Raw genomic sequence first — 19,230 nt, 5'->3', positions numbered from 1 at the left:
TTGGCATACAATTTTGTATTGTGCTTAGCCTGCGTCTGTGTATAAATTTAAGCCTACCGAATGTGAGGATAAGGAAATTTCCATGACAGATAAGCAAGCAGAAGCCCGGCCTAACTCAGGCCTTTATATTGGGATTGGTGCAGGTATTGGCACTGCGGTTGGCGTTACGTTTGGGGTAGCATTTGATATTCTGGCTTTTTCTGTTGCTCCGTGTGCCGGAGCTGGCATAGCGCTGGGCGTTGCCCTGTGGGGAGCTAATAAGCAAGCCGGTAAGTAAGCAGGGCCGGTATGAGCGGCCCTGCCAGGTGCTATTCCTGATATGCACCGGCACTGTATATTAGCTCGTAACTGTGGCTGTATATTTCCACGATATTGCCAAATGGATCTTCCATATAAATCATGCGGTAGGGCTTTTCGCCAGGGTAATAATAGCGGGGCTCTGTCATACGTCGTTTGCCCCCTGCAGCCACTATTTTATCTGCCAATCCCTCAACATCCGGGTCTTGTACACAAAAATGGAAAATACCGGTTTTCCAGTATTCAAAGTTGTTATCCGGATTGATCTGGTTATCAAACTGGAACAGCTCTACGCCAATGCGATCGCCGGTGGACAAGTGTGCGATCCGAAAGCGTTTCCACCCAGGACCAAATACGTCACTGCACATTTCACCGATGGCGCTGTCGTCTTCGACGATCTCGGTGGGGGCCATGATCACATACCAACCCATGACCTTAGTATAAAATTCAACGGCTTTTTCAAGGTCGGGCACTGAGATACCGATATGTGAAAAGGTACGTGGGTAAACCTGGTTCATAATTACTCTCCTGTGTTTGAATAGTGAGCAGATTACAAACGTCGTTCTAAAATGTAAAATTATTAAAAATTATCAAAATAAGTATTTTTTGTAATGATTAATAACAGCTGGCTTCGCACATTTTGTACGCTGGCCGATATAGGGCACTTTACCCGCACGGCTGAGTACTTACATATGACCCAGTCGGGTGTGAGCCAGCATGTACAAAAGTTAGAATCGCATTTTGCTGTGGCTTTGCTACTGCGTGATGGCAAACAGGTAGTACTGACAGAAGCGGGCAAACGGTTGCGTGTTCAGGCATCAAAGATACTACAAGATTTGTCGGAACTGGAGTTCAGTATCGGGGAGGACCCGCCTTATGAAGGAGAAGTCAGGGTGATGTCGCCGGGGAGCCTCGGACTCAGGCTCTATCCACAGTTGTTGACGTTGCAAAGTCGTCACCCTGGGCTCGCAATTGACCACAGGTTTGCGCCTAATCAGGCCATTGGAAAAGCCGTAGCCGATGGCAGTGCTGAGCTGGGCTTTACCACTGTCGCGGCTAAAACGGCCGAAGTAATGAGCGAGGCGATCGCGACGGAACCTTTGTTGCTGGTTACGCCAGCTGAGGTAGACGAACCCAGCTGGGAGAATTTGCAGTCACTGGGGTTCATCGACCACCCCGATGGCGCACACCATAGTGAGCTGCTACTCAGTGCGAACTTTGAGCAGTTCCAACATTGTGCACAGTTTGCGCGTAAAGGGTTTTCTAATCAGATAGGCCTGATCCTTGAACCGGTCAGCCGGGGCTTGGGGTTCAGTGTTTTGCCTGCTTTTGCGGTTGAGGCCTTCGCCAGACAAAAACTGATACGGGTACATTCACTGAGCCAACCCGTGAGCGAGACAATTTACCTATGCACAGTGCGACGTGCAGCACTGCCTGCCAGAGTATTGACTGTGATGGAGCACGCAAAAAGCAGTTTATAATACTGACCAGTTTATTCTAATCTGCACTAAATCAATAAATATTGGCTTAGCACTGGCACATCCGCGTGCGAGCCATTACTATGCAGGCCAAATGAATCAAAATGTAGTAAGTCAGCATGTCTTTACCTCCTTGCCCGAAATGTAATTCTGAATACGTCTATCAGGATCAAAGCAACCTGGTGTGCCCGGAGTGCGCCTATGAATGGAACCCAAATGAAGTCAACGAAGACGATGTCATCTCAGTGAAAGATGCCAACGGCGCATTGCTGGCCGACGGCGACAAAGTGACTGTGATCAAAGATCTGAAAATCAAAGGCAGCTCTCAGGTGATCAAAATTGGCACTAAAGCTCTGGTTCGTCGTGTGCTGGACAAAAAAGACCACGAACTGGATTGCAAGGTCGATGGTGTAGGCGAAATGATGGTCACCGCGAAATTCGTGAAAAAGGCCTAAACGGGTCATTCACTCAAGCCACCCAGTGCGCTCAGCCTGTCATCCCGTGTTCCAACACGGGATCTTCCAACCAAGATACTACTATCACTGCTAAACTCTGTCTGACAGGCACTTACGTCGTGAAAAGCCTGCAAACCTGTGAACCTACTTCTTTGCAATGTCGTATTAAGCGTTATTAGTTATACAAGGAGCAGACATTGAAAACAGTCTTAATTATCATGATGACGTTTGTCCTCAGCAGTTGTTTGGGCATGCCACAGGGCGTGCAGCCAGTCGGGAATTTTGAGCTCAATCGCTATCTGGGGAAGTGGTACGAGATTGCCCGCCTGGATCACTCTTTTGAACGCGGCCTGACCCGGGTGACGGCGCAATACAGTATGCGCGAAGATGGCGGCGTGAAGGTCATTAATCGTGGCTTCAGTGCTGCAGAGAACCAGTGGCGCGAAGCCGAAGGTAAAGCGTTTTTTGTCAACCAGGATGATGAAGCTTACCTGAAAGTGTCGTTCTTTGGTCCGTTTTATGGGGCTTATGTTGTGTTTGAGCTCGACTACGATAACTACCAGTATGCGTTTGTGTCTGGCCCGGATACGGAGTATTTGTGGTTACTCTCCCGTACCCCAAAAGTCGATCAGGCGATCATCGACAAGTTTGTCAGCATGGCTGCCGAGCGCGGCTTTGATACCGATGCGCTGATCTTTGTTGAGCAGTAAGCTGGTTTTGCTCAGGCCAGCTCCAGCGGTAACTGAATTCTGGCTCTGGCGCCTGCCTTATCTGTACGATTGACCAGGGTTAACTGGCCATTGTGCTGCTCCACAATGTTTTTACACAGCACCAGACCAATGCCTTTGCCATTGGGTTTGGTTGTGTAAAAGGGCACGAACAAGTTGTCCGGATTAGTGACTCCCTGACCTTCATCCAGAATATCTATAAACGCGTATTGTGCTGTTTTGCCAACGATAATATCAACCATCCCGGTTTCATCGCTGGCCTCCAGCGCGTTAGTGATCAGGTTAACCAATACCTGTTCCAGCAGGCTGATATCCACATGCAGTGCAAAGTTCTGCTCAATTGAACAGCGGACCCGGGTGTCATATAAAACCTGCATGGGACTGAGGAGGGCGTCTATACTCACTGTTTCTGTATGCAGCTGGTGTTGCCGGGCAACGCTGGCGTAGCGATTGACGAAGGACATCAGTCCGTCACTGCGCTGTACTATTACAGCCAGCGCCTGTTCAAAATCAGCTTGCGTATCGGCGCCGGGTTGTAACATTTGCAGTGTCTGTGCCAGTGATTTAATGGGAGACAGTGAGTTATGGATCTCATGGCTCAGAATGCGGATCATTTTTTGCCAGGCGTCGCGCTGCGCCTGACTGACCACAGACTGGACATCGGTCAGGATCAATAAATGGGCGTGGCTGTCGTCAATGGGGATCTGGCTTTGCCGGATTTGCCATTGCTGAGCCAGCGACGGATGACTGAATTGCCACTGTCCGTTGGTTTGCGTCAGGCTGAAATGAGCGGCCCTGAGTCGTCTTTGCGTTTGCCAGGGTTTGCCGGTCCAGTTTGAAAAAGCGTCGTTGGCATGAACCAGTGTGTTGCTTTCATCAAACACCACAATGGGGCTGGGCAGCTGCTCAATGAGCCTGAACAATAAGATTGCCTGATGATCCCGTGCAGATTTATACGCTTGTAAATGATCACATAATTGGCTGGTTTCGGTTTGCAGCTGGGCCAGAATGCCGCTTTTGTCGGTACTGTAAAAGCGCTGACCATAGTCTTCCAGCCGCATGGCTTCGATGGTCGTCGTCAGATGGTAAAAAGGCTGAACGAGATGCACTTTGATATGCTGTAACAGCAATGCAGCGGGGCACAATCCCAATACCCACAGTGTAATGACACCCAGCCAGCCACTGCCCAGACTGAGCAGTAATCCGGTGCTGAGCGAGGCTAGTAGCAGCCAGACAAGCATGCAAAACAGGGTCGCGGATCGTTCGTAATTGAGCGTCATCATATTTATGACTGCCGGGTTTTAATGTTGAATTTATCCATGCGCCGATACAGCGCACTTTTACTGATCCCCAGCAGGAGTGCGGCGTCTTCAACATTGTCCTGGCACTGAGCCAGTGCCATTCGGATGAGCTTTTGCTCTGCCTGCTCCAGTGTCACCAGCTCTGATACCGGGTTGTTGAGCTCGGTTTTGACGGCTTTTATTTGCAACTGCCGGGCGGTGATCTCGGGCTCGTCGCACATCAGCACGGCGCGCTCCATGATATGACTTAACTCCCGTACATTTCCCGGCCAGTGATAGGCTTGTAAGGTGTTGCATGCACAATCAGACAAAGTTAATTCAGGCAAGCCGTAGGTTTGTGCATGGTGCGAGATAAAGTGTTTTGCCAGCGGGATGATTTCGTTACTGCGCTGGCACAGGGGTGGCACAGTCAGCTCTATGGTGTTGAGTCTGAAATACAGGTCCTGGCGAAATTCTCCTTGTGCTTGACGCGCTTCTAAATCTGCATTGGTGGCGCTGATCAGGCGACAATCGGCGTGAAGCGTGTGATCTGCGCCCACAGGCTCATATTCGCCATTTTCCAGCACCCGCAATAGCTTAGCTTGTTGCGCGTCGCTCAGCGTGGCAATTTCATCTAAAAACAGGGTGCCGTCAGTGGCCTGAGTAAAACGGCCGTCGCGGTCCTGCCTCGCATCGGTAAAGGCGCCTTTAACATGACCAAATAGTTCGCTTTCGAACAAGGACTCTGGGATAGCCGCCATGTTAACGCTGACCAGTTTACCTGTCCGTGCGCTCTGCTGGTGGAGATACTGAGCAATCTGGGATTTACCCGTGCCGTTTTCGCCGCGTAATAAAATATTGGCACCGGTTGGTGCAATCCTATCTAGTTGTTTTTTGAGTGTTTGCATCTGTGGGCTGAGCCACAGCAGTGTTGTGTCGGGCGCTTTTTGAGCTTGAAGTAGTGCACTTTGCTGAGCCTGGGCCATTTGTCTGAGCCCCAGATGCTTTTTAATCATCATCAGCACGGCATGGTTGTCCCAGGGCTTGGCAAAAAAATCCACAGCACCTCGCTGCATGGCTTCGACAGCCAGGGTCACACTCGACCAGGCTGTCATAGCAATAAACGCTGGGCTGGTTGGGGTTGCTTTGGCATGCTCAGATAGAAATTGCAGACCCTCCTGACCTGACGTAGTATCCAGCTCATAATTCATATCGAGCAACACCAGGTCGACGGTGTGTTGTGCAAGTGTGTCTGCTGCCGCTCTCAATGAGCTACATTGGAGGGTGGTAAAGCCGCTGTTTTTCAGCAGCATGTGAAGACTCAGGCGAATATCGGCCTTGTCATCTACGATAAGTAGGGTGCCTTGCATGGTATAACTGGCAGACGCTTTGAAGCGCCTGCATTTCCTCATTGACTGTTGTTCGATTTGTTATTCATTTCTCAATGCCCGGATTGGGTCCTGACGGATCACCTTTTGTACCGGCAGATAACTGGCAATCAGTGCGACCAGTAACATCACCGGAATGCTGCTGATAATGGCCAGCCAGTTCACATCGACTGGTCCGTCTCCGATACGAGACCACACCAGATAACCCAGGCTTGCAAACAGCAGGCTAACTGCCAGGCCGGTAAAAATAGGCACAAAACTCTGTTTAATGATCATGGCGGCCAGCTTATGCGTGTGTGCGCCCAGAGACAAGTGAATGCCCAACTCGTAACGGCGCATTTGCACGCTATAGGTAAGTACACCGTAAATGCCTGCGCCAGCCAGGCTCAGCGTCAGTGTTAGCAGCGCCACGGTCAGCATGGCCTGAAGCCAGGTTTGTCTGAGTCGCTGACTGAGCATATCATCCACTTTCCTGAAAACCGAGAAGTTTAAGGTCGGATGAATATCCCTGAGTGACTCGCCAAGCTGCACTTTTGACAAAGGCCCGTTGGCTTTGATAATAAACGCACTGCTACCTTCGGTGAGCGGCACATAGTAGCGCTCCAATTCATACCCCAGTGGGCCGGTGGGCACGTATACGTCGCCTACAACTCCAACAACCTGTCTGGGGGTTTCCTGGTCGATGTATAGCGTTTGTCCCAGCGGGTTGTTTGTGCCATACAAGCGTTTGGCCAGTGAGTCTGAAATGATAATTTCGTTGTTATCTTCGCCAGATGCTGCAATGGGGGTAAAGCTGCGCCCTTGCCTGACTGGCAAAGATAAAGTGGTAAAGGCATCCTGATCTAAAAACGCCATACTGGTTATGCCCAGTAGCGCTATTTGCTCGTCATACAGGTAGTTTTTCCAGCCCATGACCAACGGAGAGGTCATACTGGCTGCTACTGCATTGACATTTGCTTGTGTGCCCAGGGTACTTTTAACCTGCCTGGTGAGTTCAAATGAGTCAATCTTAGTGGCGCTGCCATCAACACGCACATAGTAGAGGTGTTCGGTGTTGAATCCGGTCGGGTGGGTCATTTTATGATAGGCGGGCAGAAGTTTATTGGCCGCCAGAAACAGCAATAAACTGGCAAACATGACTTGCAATGCCACCAGGATATGGCGGGTACGGGCTGAGATTTGTGCACCCGTACCTTTGCCGCTGGCATGCAGGGCGCCCGTCAGGGCATGGTAGTTTACCTGACTGCTGGTGATGGCGGCAATGAGCAGGGTGATAAGCAGTGCCAGGATCATTGCAACCACAATAGTGGGTGCATCGAGCGACAAAGCCTGCATACGAGTGAACAGATAGCTCAGGTCTTCGGCCAACAGGACATTCAGCCACTGCGCGCCTAGTAAGCCCAGCACGGTTGCGGCGCCAATCAATAAAGCACTTTCACAAAACATACTGATGAAAATATGGCGCGGTTTAGCTCCCAGTGCTGCCTGAATTGCCATAGTACGTTGCTTTTGTGCGCCCCGTGATAAAAACAGGTTGGTGACATTGGTCAGCGCAATCAAAACCAGCACTGCCGCAGAAAACAACAAACTCAGTGCCAGGTTATCGCTTTCGGCGATGATCCTGGTGCGCAATGGCGTGAAGCGTGCGCCGATGGCCGTATCGGGGGCAACATTTTCCTGAGATTGATACAGGGTATTGATCTGCTCACCCAGCGCGTGATTGGCCTGCGCTGTGTTCACACCCGGCTTAAAGCGGGCGATCCCGTTAAACTGGCTGCTGATGCTGTTCCAGTTATTAGTGGTGCTGAGTGCTTCTGGAAAGCTGCTAAATCCACTGATCTCAGAGCTGCGAAAAATCTCCGGTACTTCAAAATCCTCGGCAACGACTCCCACAATTTGGTAAGCCACCCGGTTAAGCTGGGTAAAGGTGCCAATTATGGCGGGATCTGCGTTGAAGTCTTCCAGCCAGGTCTGATAACTGAGTACCAGCACTTTTTGTTCATCACTGATCCCTTCATCGCTGCTCAGTGCGCGACCCAAATGCATGGGCACGCCGAGCAACGAGAAAAATTCAGGGGAAACACGCAGTACATCCACGGTGGGTCGTCCGTCGACATCCATCAGGCGAGGTGAGGTGTGATGCAGCATGGCCATTTCATCAATAAACTGCTTGTCCTGGTAGATCAGCGTTTGAGTTGGCAACATCTGAAAGCCGTATTGCGTTTCGCCATTGATGGTTTCGCTCTGATCTGTGACCCATAAGGTATCGGCATTGGGGTAGGGTAAAGGCTTGGTCAGCAACCTGTGGTTGATGTTGATCACCACACACAGTGCCGCCAGGGTCAGCGCCAGTGTGAAAATCACGGTCACGCTAAAGCCGGGCAACTTTTTCAGGTTAGACGCAGCCAGTTTAAGTTCTTCTTTGATCATCCTGCCATCTCCAGCTTCACTTCATCCACCATAACGCCATCAAGTAGAAACAGTTTGCGACTGGCCATATCGGCATACCTCGGGTCGTGCGTCACCATACACATGGTGGTGCCTTGTGCATTTAAATCGTGCAACATCTGCATGACGGTATCACCATTTTTGGAATCCAGGTTACCTGTGGGCTCGTCTATCAACAGAATATCCGGCTGATTGACCAGCGCCCGGGCGATGGCAATACGCTGCTGCTGGCCACCCGACAGTTGGTTGGGCTGATGATCTATCCGATGTGTCATTTGCACCAGCTCCAGACAATGCATTATTCGATCTTTGAGCTGAGTGCCACTCAGGGGATGTTCGCTGTACTTAACTGGCAGCGCCAGATTATCGAATACATTCAGCTCATCTATCAGGTTGAACGACTGAAAGACAAAGCCAATGTGCTTGTTCCTTAATGTTGCGCGTTGATTGACGCTGAGCTGGCTGACGTCGCTTCCGGCAATCTGATAACGGCCGCCCGTAGGTGTGTCTAACAGGCCCAGAATATTGAGCAGGGTAGATTTGCCGCAACCGGATGGGCCAGAGATAGAAACATATTCACCTTTGTTGATACTCAGGTTCACGCCGCGTAAGGCTTGTGTTTCCATACCACTGAGCAAGAAGTGTTTGGTGATGTCTGTGAGTTTAATAACGCATTTGTTGTTCATTGTGGTTTCCTTATTTACTCAGGTACACGACCGGCTCATCCTGATAGGATGCCATATCCGACAGAATAAAGCGCTGCTCTGGCTGTGCGCCGGATAGCAGCTGAATATGCTGTGCGGTTTGGGCGCCATAGTGTACCTCAATGGCGTGTGCTTGTTGGGTATTCGTGTCGATACGGTATAAAGTGGCGTGGCTAAAGGCTTTGGCACCGACAGGCTTGTCGATAAACAGCGCGTCGTTAAGTGTGTTGATATGTATGGTGCCTTCAATATTGAGCTCGGGCCGGGCGCTGTCGGGTAAAGTCTTGGGCAGTGCTACTTCAACCTCAATATTGCCGTTTTGCACCACAGGGTTTATGCGTGAGACAGTGCCTGTGATTAGATCTGAGCGGGTGTTCACCTGAACTGATTGCGCCAGTGCTACTTGCTCCGCATACGCCTGTGGTACTTGCAGTTGGGCATATAAATCCCGTGTGCTGCCAACCAGTGCCAGCTGCGCGCCCATAGGCACACTTTGCCCCAGTTCGACATGTAACTGCTGCACCACGCCTGTGATCCCCGCCCGCACAGTGAGGCGGTCAACTCTGTGCTGGATCAGCTGATAAGCCTCTTCGGCGGCTTCAATATCCGAGTTGGCCAGCTGTAAGTTAGCCTGATGCAAGGTTTCAAGCTGACTAATACGCCGCTGTTCGATGTCAATCCTGCGGGTCAGCTGGCGATGCTCCAGCACCGTACGCTGATAATCCAGCTTGGATACCGCACCATCCTCAACCAGACCTGCCTGGGCAGATACCTCCAGCTCAGCGCGCTCTAAGTCAGATTTTAAGATCTCCAGATCTGCCTGATGCGACAGCATTTCACGCTGCTGATTAATGTTTGACTGTAAATACTGATCTTTTGCCTGTTGCAGCGCCCGTTTTGCGTCTTTTAGCGACTGAGTCAGGCTGGCATCCCTAAGTCGCATGATCACACTGTCGGGCGTAACCTCAACACCCGGGCGCAGTACAATTTCTTCTACTGTGGCCTCACTGGCAGCACTGATTAAACGTGGCGTGCGTGATTTAAGCTGACCAAACCCGGCCACTGAAATGACTAAGTCTCCCTGTCTGACCTCACCAATCCAGGCATCCTCTGCCGGCAAAGAGGCCTGCGCGCTGGGCTGGACAAGCAGCCAGCCCGTCACGATAACGAGCAAGGCAATCCCACCCAGCCACAGCCAGTTCACTTTGATGTTCTTTTTTTGTTCGACTTGTATGTCCATACTCAATCCTCTGCAGGTACTTGATTGTAGACATTACAAGGTATGTGCCATTTCTTAAGTGTTTGTATTTATTTGGTTTGTATTTTTATTGAGTATGCTTGAACGGCTTTATTTGTGGAAATGGAATTGCGATTTTTGGAAATGGGAGGGGCTATTTAAGTTGAGTTAGTCAGGTTTCTGTAGTTCGCGCTAGGGTGAATGAATTGCTAAGAGTACGTTCCTCGTCAGGCTTGCAGGCTAGTGCTCTGGGTGGTAGGTTGTTCCTATTATGTTAAACACTTTTTGGTATTGGGCTGGAAAAACCTGGGAACAGGCTTAACCGGTATTTGCGTTATATTTCACATCCAAGTTCGGTGCATATAAGGAAGTGGTACACAGACAATGAAGTACTTTAAAACCCCGGAATTTCTCTTCGAAGTATTTGGTGAAAAACAATCACTTTTAGAGGTTTGCTGTACGATTGTATTTGCCTTATTTGGAAGTTTGGTTGTTTATTCAGTTGCAGATATACGCTTAGATAATTGGAAATCAATCATAGCTTTTCTATTAATCTTTGATGTGTTGGCAGGCTGCATTGCTAATTTTAGCTATGGCACTAATGAATTTTATTCTCAGCGGCCCAAAAGTCGCCTTATTTTTATCGCTATTCATGTGCATATTTTAGCCATTGCATGGTTGCTTTCTGAGCCGATGGGTAGTGCAATAATGATTTGGGGCTACACTATCGTGTCTGCATTTATAGTCAATGCGCTAAAGGGGAAGTCAATTCAGTCTTTTGTTGCCGCTAATTTTATGTGCTATGGCATCTTTTTATTGATTTACTTGTCACTGCCACTTTGGTTTTTGATGGTGAGTATTTTTTTCATGATAAAGGTACTGTTTAGCTTTGCTGTTGACCACTTTGGAAAGCACGCTAATTGCTCAGTACAAAGAGAAATATAATCAGCGCATTAAGTAAGTGGGGCTGCTAACGCTTGGCTCAGTTCCGTTTCGTTGTATAAGTAAAGCCAAGTAGTATCATCCTCTGACGCTGTCATACAAAACACATGAAAATTCAAAAAATCGAAGAAAAGAACTGGGTAGGGATCTTAGAAATACAAGATAGTGCCTATCATGAAGTTGGCCTAGAAGAATTAGAGGTACTCAAATCTAAGCAATCCGCTTCACCGGACACTTGCTTTGTCTGCGTGTCAGATCGGGATGATGTTTTAGGTTATTTGCTGGCACACCCGTGGAGCGGGAATGAGCCCCCAAAATTGTTTGAACCCTTGCCAGACGTTGTAGATAGCGACTCTATATTTCTCCATGATATGGCCGTTGATCCACATTCTAAAGGCCAAGGTATTGGCCGCTCAATGATGGAAGTGCTAATAAAAGTATCTGTAAGGAAAGGGGTTAAGCGAATCATCCTTGTTGCCGTTCAAGACGCTAGTCGCTTTTGGTCATTACTAGGCTTCAAAGAAATCTTAGGAGCAAATCTATATCCAGGCTATGGAAAAAATGCAGTCTTAATGGAGAAGGTTTTAACAGCTTCATAAAGTGTAGCATTTGATTGCCTACACCTCGGCGTCGGCCGAGTAAGGCGTCAGGTTTCTTTAAAAATGGCGCTTAAATTGAAATTTAGAATAGTAGCGTTTCTGTTATCTGTTATCTGTTATCTGTTATCTGTTATTAGCATTTATAGAAGTGATGGCACTATAGAGCATATTCAATACACTTCTGGTAAATGCAATTCAATAGACTCGGTTACTCTCAGCAGTTGGTTGATTAAAGATGGACAACTTACGATCACGGTAACAGCAAGTAATGGTCAAAATCCGTTACCCACAGACATAATAGTTACAGATAAAATTGTCACTATCGGTGATAAGTCATTTGTGTTTATTTCAAGCGCAGGGTGCAAAGTACGCAGAATGCGCAGTAATACGTGTTTATTAACAGTAATCTAATCAGGTTGTAAACGCGGGCAGGAAACCAGTGTTTTTGTTCGCGCCTATATTTTAAGTCAGCTACAGCGACGCGTGGAGTTCCCTAAATAATTGCGCTCTTTCAAGCTGATGTATCAAGCGCACGTATTCGTGTATAGCCCCGTGTAATCGTTTCTCTGTTATAAAATAATGATTTCTTCGTCTGACCTCTTTGCCAAGTCTGACTGTGGGCAGTCATCTAATATCTCAGAACTAATGATCCCAGACAAGAGGTAGCAGGATGGCATCAAGCGTGCGAGAACCTGTGCAAAAAAACACTGGAGAGGGGAGGTAAATGTTTCATAAAAGTTTCTGTTATCGGGAATTTATTGCTGGGTATTCATGATGAAATGTAATAGGATATAAAAATCAAAAGGTTATGTGCCTTTGTGGCACAGGTTTAATTAAGGGAAATTATGAAGTTATTTAGTTTATTTTTTAGTGCACTTTGTCTGTTGCTATCAAGTGTTTTGTACGCTGAGCCAGCTAAGAAAGTACTGATTATTGTATCAAATATGGAAAATATGGGAGATCCAGAAAAACATGATGCAAGAAACAACCTATGGGAAGTGGCACCGCCATATCATGTGTTTGTTAGTCATGGCTTTGACGTGGACTTTGTATCTCCTCAAGGTGGGAAAGTCCCTTTTATGATGGACCCTCTCGGAATCAGCAGTTATACAATAAAATACGAGAACTTTTTAGGTAAAGCTAACAGTTCACTTAAACCTGAAGACGTTAATCCTGATGACTACTGGGGCGTATATATAGGTGGAGGATACGGCCCAGTTTTTGATGTGGCGAGCAATAAAGAAATACAGTCAATCATTGCCAGAGTCTATGAGTCGGGCGGTGTTGTCGGCACGGGTGGCCATGGGGCAGCAGGTATTGCTAACGTGAAACTGGCTTCCGGGCAATTTCTCGTTAAGGGTAAAAAGATCGCAGGTTTCCCTAACTCCACAGAAAAGTCGAAAAAGTGGGCAAAACAAGGGACGTTACTCCCCTTTTTGATTGAAAGCCAGCTTAATAAGAACGGGGCATTTGCGCAAAACAAGGAAACGTTAAAAAATAAACATGACGTCGTTATTGATCAACGTGTGGTTACAACCATGTTTTTACCATCAGCGGCTCTGGTTGCAAAGGAAATGATTATTACTAATAGTGGTACTTAACAAAAGGTTATGGCGTCAATAGCTAACTTTCAGTATTTGGCGCTTCTTACATAGTTCTGTCTCTGCGCATCGCGTTCAAGGTAATGACCACTTTTCTAACACTGGCAATTAATGCCACTTTTTTGGGTTTTACTGGGAAGGTCAGCTTCTCTTCTAACGCTTCGAAAATGGGGCAGGATTAGACGGCTGATATCATGCGCTTTTCCGTTCAGTTCGACTAAGCGCTAGTGAAGATCGCCCAAACAGTTTGGTGTTAATAGTCGAAGTTTTTGGCTTAGAAAAATTCAATTAGTTTCACTATAAAAAATTTCGATTAAAACTGTAACTTGATCAAGGTAAAGTTGTGGTTATCCAAAATGTATCAGGTGCATAAAAAGGATGTTAAACGCTTGGATGACGATTGTTTCTAGCTGGTTTTAATCAAATATCCATCGTTTTCTATGCAGATGAGATAAATCTATAAGGGAGGTTTGATGATTCAAATTTTAATCACTGGTGGCTTGATTTTATTGTTTTTAAAAATTGTAGACAAAGAAAATTTTCTAGATTTTTATGACTCTATTGCAATTTATATATGTCCATTAATCTTTAGTGCTGTTTGTAACTTATTGATTCAAAAATTAGAACTTCCTCAATTATTGAGTCTGATTTCAGTGTTAGGCTATTTTGTTATACCCTTTTTACTATTCGGTGCGATATCAGCATATACAGCTAAAAAGAAGGCACTCCTATCACTAGGCATAGCTGTAATAGCTGGTTTTACAGAGTCAACTTCTGTTGTGATTACGCAGGGGCAGCAAGTAACCACTTTATAAGATTTATCACAAATACATCAAGTATCAGGACGTAAAAGCTTGGCCTACGTTTATTCATTGCCAATTTTAGCCTGTCTTTCACACCGCATATACAGGCGCTGGGAGATTGCCTCATAATTGAGGTCTCCCAAGCTGATGTATCGAGCACATATTCGCGTATTGTCTAGTGGAACAGCTTCCATGCAATTACATACCCGCTTTGTCTCCTAATCTCTTTGCCAAGTCTGACAGTCGACAGAACGGCACAATCTGTGATTGTATTTGTCAGGAACTTTCGTTGCCTATTTGAGTGCGAGCATACAGGCCGAACCACCAAAGGATAATTGTCGCAAGTAAAGAGAGCAATAACAGTGTTTCGAGTCGGTTGGGTACATCGGCTTTTACTATGTCTGAGGCACATACCGTATTGAGGGCTTTTCAGATCTCGAAAGTTTTCTTCGATTTACATACGCTCGCGAACAGTGATTTTGCTACGCATCCGTCTGAGCCATGACCAACCTTTTTATCGACCTGTCGAAACCCGGTATTTCGGTTGCCAGCATTAATACCAAGATGCAGGGCATGAATTTGGGGGCAGTTTTTTCTAAGCATATCGTATAGGATGGAGAGAATACACATGGTGTTGTTATCTAGTGAGCTTTAGCGAAATAAGTTAAATCAAACAATATCTGCATCTCCATCACATTGATTTTAAATATGAATATCTGGGGGTTCCTCAGATACGGGCGTTAGGAATACCTTTGGATCGGAAAAATAACTTTATAAGACAACTACTTTTGATGGTTTTAATACTTCCTTCAGCAGTCGGCTGGGGCGTGTTATCTTTGATTAGTTTGTTTGTCAGTGCATTCATGATATTTGAAAGTTTATTTTATTTTGGTCTGTTCACTTTTTCTTTACTGGGTTTGACGTGTATTTTTTGGGGTGTGAAATCGATATATGACTTTCCAAATGTGACAAGATTAACTTGCTTGTTTTTAGCTTTAAGCCTGATAATTTTAACGGCCTTTGGTGTTACCGGAACTTCGCAACCGCTGTTCTATTTATCATTTATTTCAATTGTGTTTGCTGGGGTGTTATTGCTCTGGCAACGAAGAATTATTACACAGACCTAAATAACGTTTCAGTCAAGGACGAAAACCAGTAGGCTTGCGCTCCTTATTTCGCTAATTTTAGTCTGTTATCTTGCGACGCTTTAGCGACGTGTCATATGCTCAAGGGGAACCAATGAAATATTGCCACGTAAAATTTCATGCACAGGATGATGAGTCACTAGCACGACTTACAAGTTTCTTTGAGTTAATGAAAAATGAGAAAGATTCCTCAGAAGGGCCTGACGAAATGAAACTGAACGAGTTTCTTTCGAACAGTGAAAAGCGCCATTTCTGGGACCCATCGAACGAAGAACTGAAAGAATGGCAAAACTTTTGGGCAGAGACTGCGGTCGAGATTCGCCTATCTCCTAAAATGCCATTGCCGCCATGGGATTTAGAGTCAATGTACGCAGCTCTTTGGGATGGAGATTACGATCTTGTTTCCATCACGAAAGAGAATGAGTGCCACCATCTGAACTTTCATCCTCATGACTACCCTTATGGTGGTACTGAATCAATGGTTGTACTAGTTAGTTGTTTTGGTCATTCAGTTTTGGGCATAGAGGATGGCACTGGTTTCTCTGAGTACGTAGATAAGAAAATAAAATGGGCCCCAGGAATGAAATATCCATATGTACCACCGAAAGAAGAAAACAAAAAATAAGTGCCTGTTAAAAAGGACCTCGTGCATAATTAAGAGCATGTGGCACAAGCCATAAAACTGTATTGGTTTAGTAGAAAATATCACAAACGCATGAATCAAGGATGTAAATCAGCAGGATTGAGCTTCTTTGTCGCTAAGTTTAGCCAAGCATTCATGCACTTAATAAGGCGTTAGCCGTCAGGAGTAAAATTTGACCATAAGGATGTATTCAGAGGTCGACTTTCAGTCAATAGAAAAGATATATAACCTCTCCAAATTAGACGAATTGTCGCACGAAAATACACAATTTACTTTATTGCCATTGTCGGAAGACAAGGAACGGAGAAAACTGTTATTTGAATCCCAAATATTCGTTTACGAACTTGAGTCTATAGTCGCTTTTTGCGCAATCTTTGAGTCAGAAATTAGGGCGTTATTTGTGCACCCTAACCATCGCGGGCACGGAATTGGCAAAGACTTGCTTGAGCATTTACTGTCTCTTACCTCGCGAAGTGCGAGTTTGTATGTTGCGGCTTCGAACTTTACTGCAAAGGAAATGTACAAAAAGTCTGGTTTCGTGATCACAGAAACATTTGAAACCACTTACAATTCTGTAAAAGTAACGGTAAATAAAATGGTCAAAAGTGAAGGTGAGCAAGGCGCTTAACAGGTTCCTCGTGGCCACTGAGGTAAGACTTTAGTGATTGAGATAAAAGATGTGCTCAAGCATCAATAGAAGATGTAAATAACTATATGGGTTGGCGTATTAGTGCTGCAAATGAAAGAGCGATAAAGCGCGGCTATGAATATAGGAAAAAGAAAAGTAAAAAGCCTTAAAGTTAGAATCATAATAATTGGCTCTGCTTTACTTCAAAACCTAGTCAATTATGGCCAGTCCTTTTTTGAGCGTTATATTTATGGAGGAAATTTGTGGAAATCTGGAAGTTATTATTCTTTATATTGGCGTGTTTTGCGCTCAATATGACTCCTGGTCCAAACAACCTATTGTCTATGAACAATGCGCGTTGTTATGGTTTTAAGTCCGCTTTAATTGCGGGTCTGGGTCGAATTGCGGCATTCACAGTGATGATTGCTTTGGCTGCTTCAGGTTTAGCGGTTGTGCTCTTTGCATCTGAGACGCTATTTTTAACCATTAAAGTTGCCGGTGCAGCATACTTGTTGTGGATTGCCTTCAATCTTTGGCGCTCGAACGCAAGCCCCGTCTCTGAACCCGAAAGTATTCGCAACCGACTTGGTTTAGCGAAGCAGGAATTTTTGTTAGCTGCAGGGAATCCAAAGGCAATCTTAATTTTTACTGCCTTTCTACCTCAGTTCGTTGATGTTACAGCCAATGTAAATGAACAGTTCTTCGTTTTGGGGGTCACTTTCCTCATCTTAGAATTAGTGGCAATATCAATTTATGCTCTATTCGGCGTATATCTGAGGCAGTGGTTCACGAAACCGAAAATAGCAAAGCGCTTCAATAGAGGTTGCGCAACCTTTTTAGCTATTTCAGGAGTGAGCTTGTTACTAAGTCGCCAGCAATAAATTTTTAATCTGACTAAGGGTGCGTCGCAACGTGTAGCTTAAGCTTTTACCCCCTCATAAACTACTGCATCTATTGAATATCATAGCTATCAAGGCTGTTGTGTGGTTTTTATAACAAGGGTATGGAGTAAATGTTTAAAACAATAATCAGTATAGTGCTCGCGGTAACTTTATTGGGCTGCGACTTTGAAGTCCCCGGTGCCGACGAGAAGTTTGGTAAGCAGAACTTTGTATCAGCTGTATAAATCGTAGAATTACATAAACAAAGAAATGATCACTATCCTGATAACCTGAGTGAGTTGGAGTTTTTGGGAGACTGGGATGGTATATGGTTATCTGCAATACGGTACGAAATTCCAGGCGTTTTCAGATGTCAGTGTGGTAGCTAAATTAGTACTGGAGGTGATACGTGTTTCAACTAATAATGATGATTGCTGGGCTTAGTTTCGGCATCTATAGCCTGTGCCAGGGTTTTGGGCTTATCAAAATTAGAAACTCAGATGTAATTACGCAAGAGAGTTAAATCATAAAAAGCAAGCGAGCAAGTTAAGTGGCATAATAATGTGCGCTATAGGTATCATTTATGCCTTAGAGCTTTTAGGTGTTTGGTAGTATTAAAGGTTTAGCTAGAGGAAGAGGCTATAACACTGTGTACGCAGGACTCGCTACAACTAGCTTGCTTGTCGCAATATGTGTAGAAAAGCGAAATAACATATACCGAAGGAATTCAGATGTCACTGTTAGCTAATACTCCGGAACCACCCTACTATGCTGTTATTTTTACTTCGAGTCGAACGGAAGGGGATAATGGTTATGGTGAAATCGCAAGTAGAATGATCGAGTTAGCTGAACAGCAACCCGGATATTTAGGCATTGAATCAGCAAGAGAGGCGCTAGGCATTACAGTGTCTTATTGGACTGATTTAGAGTCCATCAAAAACTGGAAAGCAAATGCTGAGCACATGGAAGCGCAAAAAACAGGCCGCAAACTTTGGTACAAGTCATTCAAGGTGCGTATTGCAAAAGTAGAGCGGGATTACGGTATATAACAGACCAAGCAAGCTCTGATGCATTTGTGTTTTTGAGCGAGTACCCAGTTAGAAGGGGAGGTGATGGTGAAGCAGGTTATAAAGCACTACCTGGCAAAGAGAGTTGCCAGGAAGTTGACGCCGTGGCTAACTCTTTATGGTGAAAAGGACACTTACACAGACGAAGAAATTACCTATGCGTTGCTTCGGGCAAGATTATCAAAGCGGTATTTAAAACTGGCTAAGGAGGTCTTTGGCGGCGGTATTTCTAAGTATCGTGATTATGGCAAACAGAAATATCTGAAATGTACCAACAGGCCTTACCTGCCAAAAGGAAGCAGCACTATCGAGGCTTCCTCTGTTTTCTTCGAAAATTCAAACGACAATGACTCCGGTTGATGGCAATACACAAGTGACAGTTGAAAAATGAACTCAGTTTACTCGCTTTTCCTGCGGTTTTTGCTGGGCGGCATCTCTACAGTATCAGGAGGGGTGCATCATTAGGGCTGTTTTTTTGATATTTGGTGGCCTGTAGGGACTTTAGTTAAACCGCGCATGTCGATAGTAAATGTGAAAGCCTGTTCACGTTTGGTGTCTGTAAAGGTTGTGTATCGATGTAAGAAGTAGAGCCGAGAATTTCAATATGTGTGGTAGAGGTGGAAGAGAGGCGATTGGCGTCGCATTTCAGATGTTTATTAATGATGGCCTCAACGTCGGCAATGATAGGCAATTAATCAGAGAAAGCACCGTGGGTGGCAATATCGCCAATTGTGATGATGATTATTGCTTAGCATATATACTGGGTTACACAGTGTTAGAAGCGGATGTATATCCAGCTACATTTCCTATTTGGGTCGAAGGATGAGCTTATTCAAGCGCAGTTATCACTAATACAAATGGCATTGGCAAGTAAAATGAAGTTTTATACATAGTTGAACGAATCGA

Annotated in this window: 20 protein-coding genes and 1 pseudogene; 14 read left to right on the top strand and 7 right to left on the bottom strand. The window is 45.7% G+C overall.

The features are described from left to right. Positions 1–82: 82 nt before the first annotated feature. Positions 83–277, top strand: a complete 195-nt coding sequence (locus QNM19_RS08430) for a hypothetical protein (protein WP_049865649.1) — start codon at positions 83–85, stop codon at positions 275–277. A 31-nt stretch (positions 278–308) separates the two neighbouring features. Here QNM19_RS08430 and QNM19_RS08425 read toward each other — a convergent pair whose 3' ends face one another. Next, positions 309–815 (bottom strand): lactoylglutathione lyase family protein, encoded by a 507-nt coding sequence (locus QNM19_RS08425; RefSeq protein WP_049865650.1) that lies wholly within the window; start codon positions 813–815, stop codon positions 309–311. 93 nt (positions 816–908) lie between these two features. Here QNM19_RS08425 and QNM19_RS08420 point away from each other — a divergent pair, with 93 nt between their 5' ends. The 3 genes from QNM19_RS08420 (at position 909) to QNM19_RS08410 (ending at position 2,940) form a co-directional block, all read left to right on the top strand. After that, complete coding sequence (locus QNM19_RS08420) at positions 909–1,778, top strand: LysR family transcriptional regulator (protein WP_284026588.1); 870 nt, start codon at positions 909–911, stop codon at positions 1,776–1,778. 116 nt (positions 1,779–1,894) lie between these two features. Continuing rightward, on the top strand, positions 1,895–2,230 hold the full coding sequence (locus tag QNM19_RS08415; RefSeq protein WP_049865651.1) for a zinc ribbon domain-containing protein YjdM: 336 nt from the start codon (positions 1,895–1,897) through the stop codon (positions 2,228–2,230). Positions 2,231–2,448: 218 nt separating this feature from the next. Next, a complete protein-coding gene (locus QNM19_RS08410; RefSeq protein WP_417712161.1) occupies positions 2,449–2,940 on the top strand; it encodes a lipocalin family protein in 492 nt (163 codons plus the stop codon). Between the two features lie 11 nt (positions 2,941–2,951). On the opposite strand, the gene QNM19_RS08405 is transcribed toward QNM19_RS08410, so the two are convergent. Genes QNM19_RS08405 through QNM19_RS08385 form a run of 5 tightly spaced genes read right to left on the bottom strand, consistent with a single transcriptional unit; the run spans position 2,952 to position 10,018 of the window. Then, positions 2,952–4,241, bottom strand: a complete 1,290-nt coding sequence (locus QNM19_RS08405) for a sensor histidine kinase (protein ID WP_049865652.1) — start codon at positions 4,239–4,241, stop codon at positions 2,952–2,954. A 2-nt stretch (positions 4,242–4,243) separates the two neighbouring features. After that, entirely contained in the window at positions 4,244–5,650 is a 1,407-nt protein-coding gene (locus QNM19_RS08400) for a sigma-54-dependent transcriptional regulator (protein ID WP_284026586.1), read from the bottom strand. An 18-nt stretch (positions 5,651–5,668) separates the two neighbouring features. Further along, complete coding sequence (locus QNM19_RS08395) at positions 5,669–8,056, bottom strand: ABC transporter permease (RefSeq protein WP_284026585.1); 2,388 nt, start codon at positions 8,054–8,056, stop codon at positions 5,669–5,671. Further along, positions 8,053–8,760, bottom strand: coding sequence for an ABC transporter ATP-binding protein (locus QNM19_RS08390; RefSeq protein WP_049864395.1), 708 nt, complete (start codon positions 8,758–8,760; stop codon positions 8,053–8,055). Before QNM19_RS08390 ends, QNM19_RS08395 begins: the two co-directional genes overlap by 4 nt. A 10-nt stretch (positions 8,761–8,770) precedes the next feature. Next, positions 8,771–10,018, bottom strand: coding sequence for an HlyD family secretion protein (locus tag QNM19_RS08385; protein ID WP_049864394.1), 1,248 nt, complete (start codon positions 10,016–10,018; stop codon positions 8,771–8,773). 381 nt (positions 10,019–10,399) lie between these two features. Here QNM19_RS08385 and QNM19_RS08380 point away from each other — a divergent pair, with 381 nt between their 5' ends. The 4 genes from QNM19_RS08380 (at position 10,400) to QNM19_RS08365 (ending at position 13,972) form a co-directional block, all read left to right on the top strand. Continuing rightward, positions 10,400–10,960, top strand: coding sequence for a hypothetical protein (locus QNM19_RS08380; RefSeq protein ID WP_284026584.1), 561 nt, complete (start codon positions 10,400–10,402; stop codon positions 10,958–10,960). Positions 10,961–11,064: 104 nt separating this feature from the next. Next, a complete protein-coding gene (locus tag QNM19_RS08375) occupies positions 11,065–11,556 on the top strand; it encodes a GNAT family N-acetyltransferase (protein ID WP_284026583.1) in 492 nt (163 codons plus the stop codon). A gap of 845 nt (positions 11,557–12,401) precedes the next feature. Continuing rightward, positions 12,402–13,157: a type 1 glutamine amidotransferase domain-containing protein gene (locus QNM19_RS08370; RefSeq protein WP_049864392.1), complete on the top strand. Its 756-nt coding sequence runs from the start codon at positions 12,402–12,404 to the stop codon at positions 13,155–13,157. A 473-nt stretch (positions 13,158–13,630) separates the two neighbouring features. Then, positions 13,631–13,972 (top strand): hypothetical protein, encoded by a 342-nt coding sequence (locus tag QNM19_RS08365; protein WP_049864391.1) that lies wholly within the window; start codon positions 13,631–13,633, stop codon positions 13,970–13,972. Between the two features lie 204 nt (positions 13,973–14,176). On the opposite strand, the pseudogene QNM19_RS24460 reads toward QNM19_RS08365, so the two are convergent. Beyond that, positions 14,177–14,414 (bottom strand): annotated as a pseudogene (locus QNM19_RS24460) (IS4 family transposase); the annotation flags it as partial. 298 nt (positions 14,415–14,712) lie between these two features. Here QNM19_RS24460 and QNM19_RS08360 point away from each other — a divergent pair. The 6 genes from QNM19_RS08360 (at position 14,713) to QNM19_RS08335 (ending at position 18,684) form a co-directional block, all read left to right on the top strand. Further along, positions 14,713–15,087, top strand: a complete 375-nt coding sequence (locus QNM19_RS08360) for a hypothetical protein (RefSeq protein ID WP_049864390.1) — start codon at positions 14,713–14,715, stop codon at positions 15,085–15,087. Between the two features lie 112 nt (positions 15,088–15,199). Then, complete coding sequence (locus QNM19_RS08355; RefSeq protein WP_049864389.1) at positions 15,200–15,730, top strand: hypothetical protein; 531 nt, start codon at positions 15,200–15,202, stop codon at positions 15,728–15,730. Between the two features lie 190 nt (positions 15,731–15,920). Next, on the top strand, positions 15,921–16,376 hold the full coding sequence (locus QNM19_RS08350; RefSeq protein ID WP_049864388.1) for a GNAT family N-acetyltransferase: 456 nt from the start codon (positions 15,921–15,923) through the stop codon (positions 16,374–16,376). 263 nt (positions 16,377–16,639) lie between these two features. Next, positions 16,640–17,257 carry a LysE family translocator gene (locus QNM19_RS08345; protein ID WP_049864387.1) on the top strand — a complete coding sequence of 206 codons (618 nt, stop codon included), beginning with the start codon at positions 16,640–16,642 and terminating at the stop codon, positions 17,255–17,257. A 731-nt stretch (positions 17,258–17,988) separates the two neighbouring features. Continuing rightward, positions 17,989–18,306 carry an antibiotic biosynthesis monooxygenase family protein gene (locus QNM19_RS08340; RefSeq protein ID WP_049864386.1) on the top strand — a complete coding sequence of 106 codons (318 nt, stop codon included), beginning with the start codon at positions 17,989–17,991 and terminating at the stop codon, positions 18,304–18,306. A gap of 63 nt (positions 18,307–18,369) precedes the next feature. After that, on the top strand, positions 18,370–18,684 hold the full coding sequence (locus tag QNM19_RS08335) for a hypothetical protein (protein WP_049864385.1): 315 nt from the start codon (positions 18,370–18,372) through the stop codon (positions 18,682–18,684). Positions 18,685–19,230 lie beyond the last annotated feature (546 nt).

This window comes from Pseudoalteromonas ardens (assembly GCF_030125445.1).
GTDB classification, from domain to species: domain Bacteria; phylum Pseudomonadota; class Gammaproteobacteria; order Enterobacterales; family Alteromonadaceae; genus Pseudoalteromonas; species Pseudoalteromonas ardens.
Note: the sequence above shows the minus strand (reverse complement) of the source record. Positions and strands in the feature narration are given on the sequence as shown.

Coding starts and splice junctions, on each gene's coding strand:
- QNM19_RS08430 (WP_049865649.1), top strand. CDS start 83: ATGACAGATAAGCAAGCAGAAGCCCGGCCTAACTCAGGCCTTTATATT.
- QNM19_RS08425 (WP_049865650.1), bottom strand. CDS start 815: ATGAACCAGGTTTACCCACGTACCTTTTCACATATCGGTATCTCAGTG.
- QNM19_RS08420 (WP_284026588.1), top strand. CDS start 909: ATGATTAATAACAGCTGGCTTCGCACATTTTGTACGCTGGCCGATATA.
- QNM19_RS08415 (WP_049865651.1), top strand. CDS start 1,895: ATGTCTTTACCTCCTTGCCCGAAATGTAATTCTGAATACGTCTATCAG.
- QNM19_RS08410 (WP_417712161.1), top strand. CDS start 2,449: ATGATGACGTTTGTCCTCAGCAGTTGTTTGGGCATGCCACAGGGCGTG.
- QNM19_RS08405 (WP_049865652.1), bottom strand. CDS start 4,241: ATGATGACGCTCAATTACGAACGATCCGCGACCCTGTTTTGCATGCTT.
- QNM19_RS08400 (WP_284026586.1), bottom strand. CDS start 5,650: ATGAGGAAATGCAGGCGCTTCAAAGCGTCTGCCAGTTATACCATGCAA.
- QNM19_RS08395 (WP_284026585.1), bottom strand. CDS start 8,056: ATGATCAAAGAAGAACTTAAACTGGCTGCGTCTAACCTGAAAAAGTTG.
- QNM19_RS08390 (WP_049864395.1), bottom strand. CDS start 8,760: ATGAACAACAAATGCGTTATTAAACTCACAGACATCACCAAACACTTC.
- QNM19_RS08385 (WP_049864394.1), bottom strand. CDS start 10,018: ATGGACATACAAGTCGAACAAAAAAAGAACATCAAAGTGAACTGGCTG.
- QNM19_RS08380 (WP_284026584.1), top strand. CDS start 10,400: ATGAAGTACTTTAAAACCCCGGAATTTCTCTTCGAAGTATTTGGTGAA.
- QNM19_RS08375 (WP_284026583.1), top strand. CDS start 11,065: ATGAAAATTCAAAAAATCGAAGAAAAGAACTGGGTAGGGATCTTAGAA.
- QNM19_RS08370 (WP_049864392.1), top strand. CDS start 12,402: ATGAAGTTATTTAGTTTATTTTTTAGTGCACTTTGTCTGTTGCTATCA.
- QNM19_RS08365 (WP_049864391.1), top strand. CDS start 13,631: ATGATTCAAATTTTAATCACTGGTGGCTTGATTTTATTGTTTTTAAAA.
- QNM19_RS08355 (WP_049864389.1), top strand. CDS start 15,200: ATGAAATATTGCCACGTAAAATTTCATGCACAGGATGATGAGTCACTA.
- QNM19_RS08340 (WP_049864386.1), top strand. CDS start 17,989: ATGTCACTGTTAGCTAATACTCCGGAACCACCCTACTATGCTGTTATT.
- QNM19_RS08335 (WP_049864385.1), top strand. CDS start 18,370: ATGGTGAAGCAGGTTATAAAGCACTACCTGGCAAAGAGAGTTGCCAGG.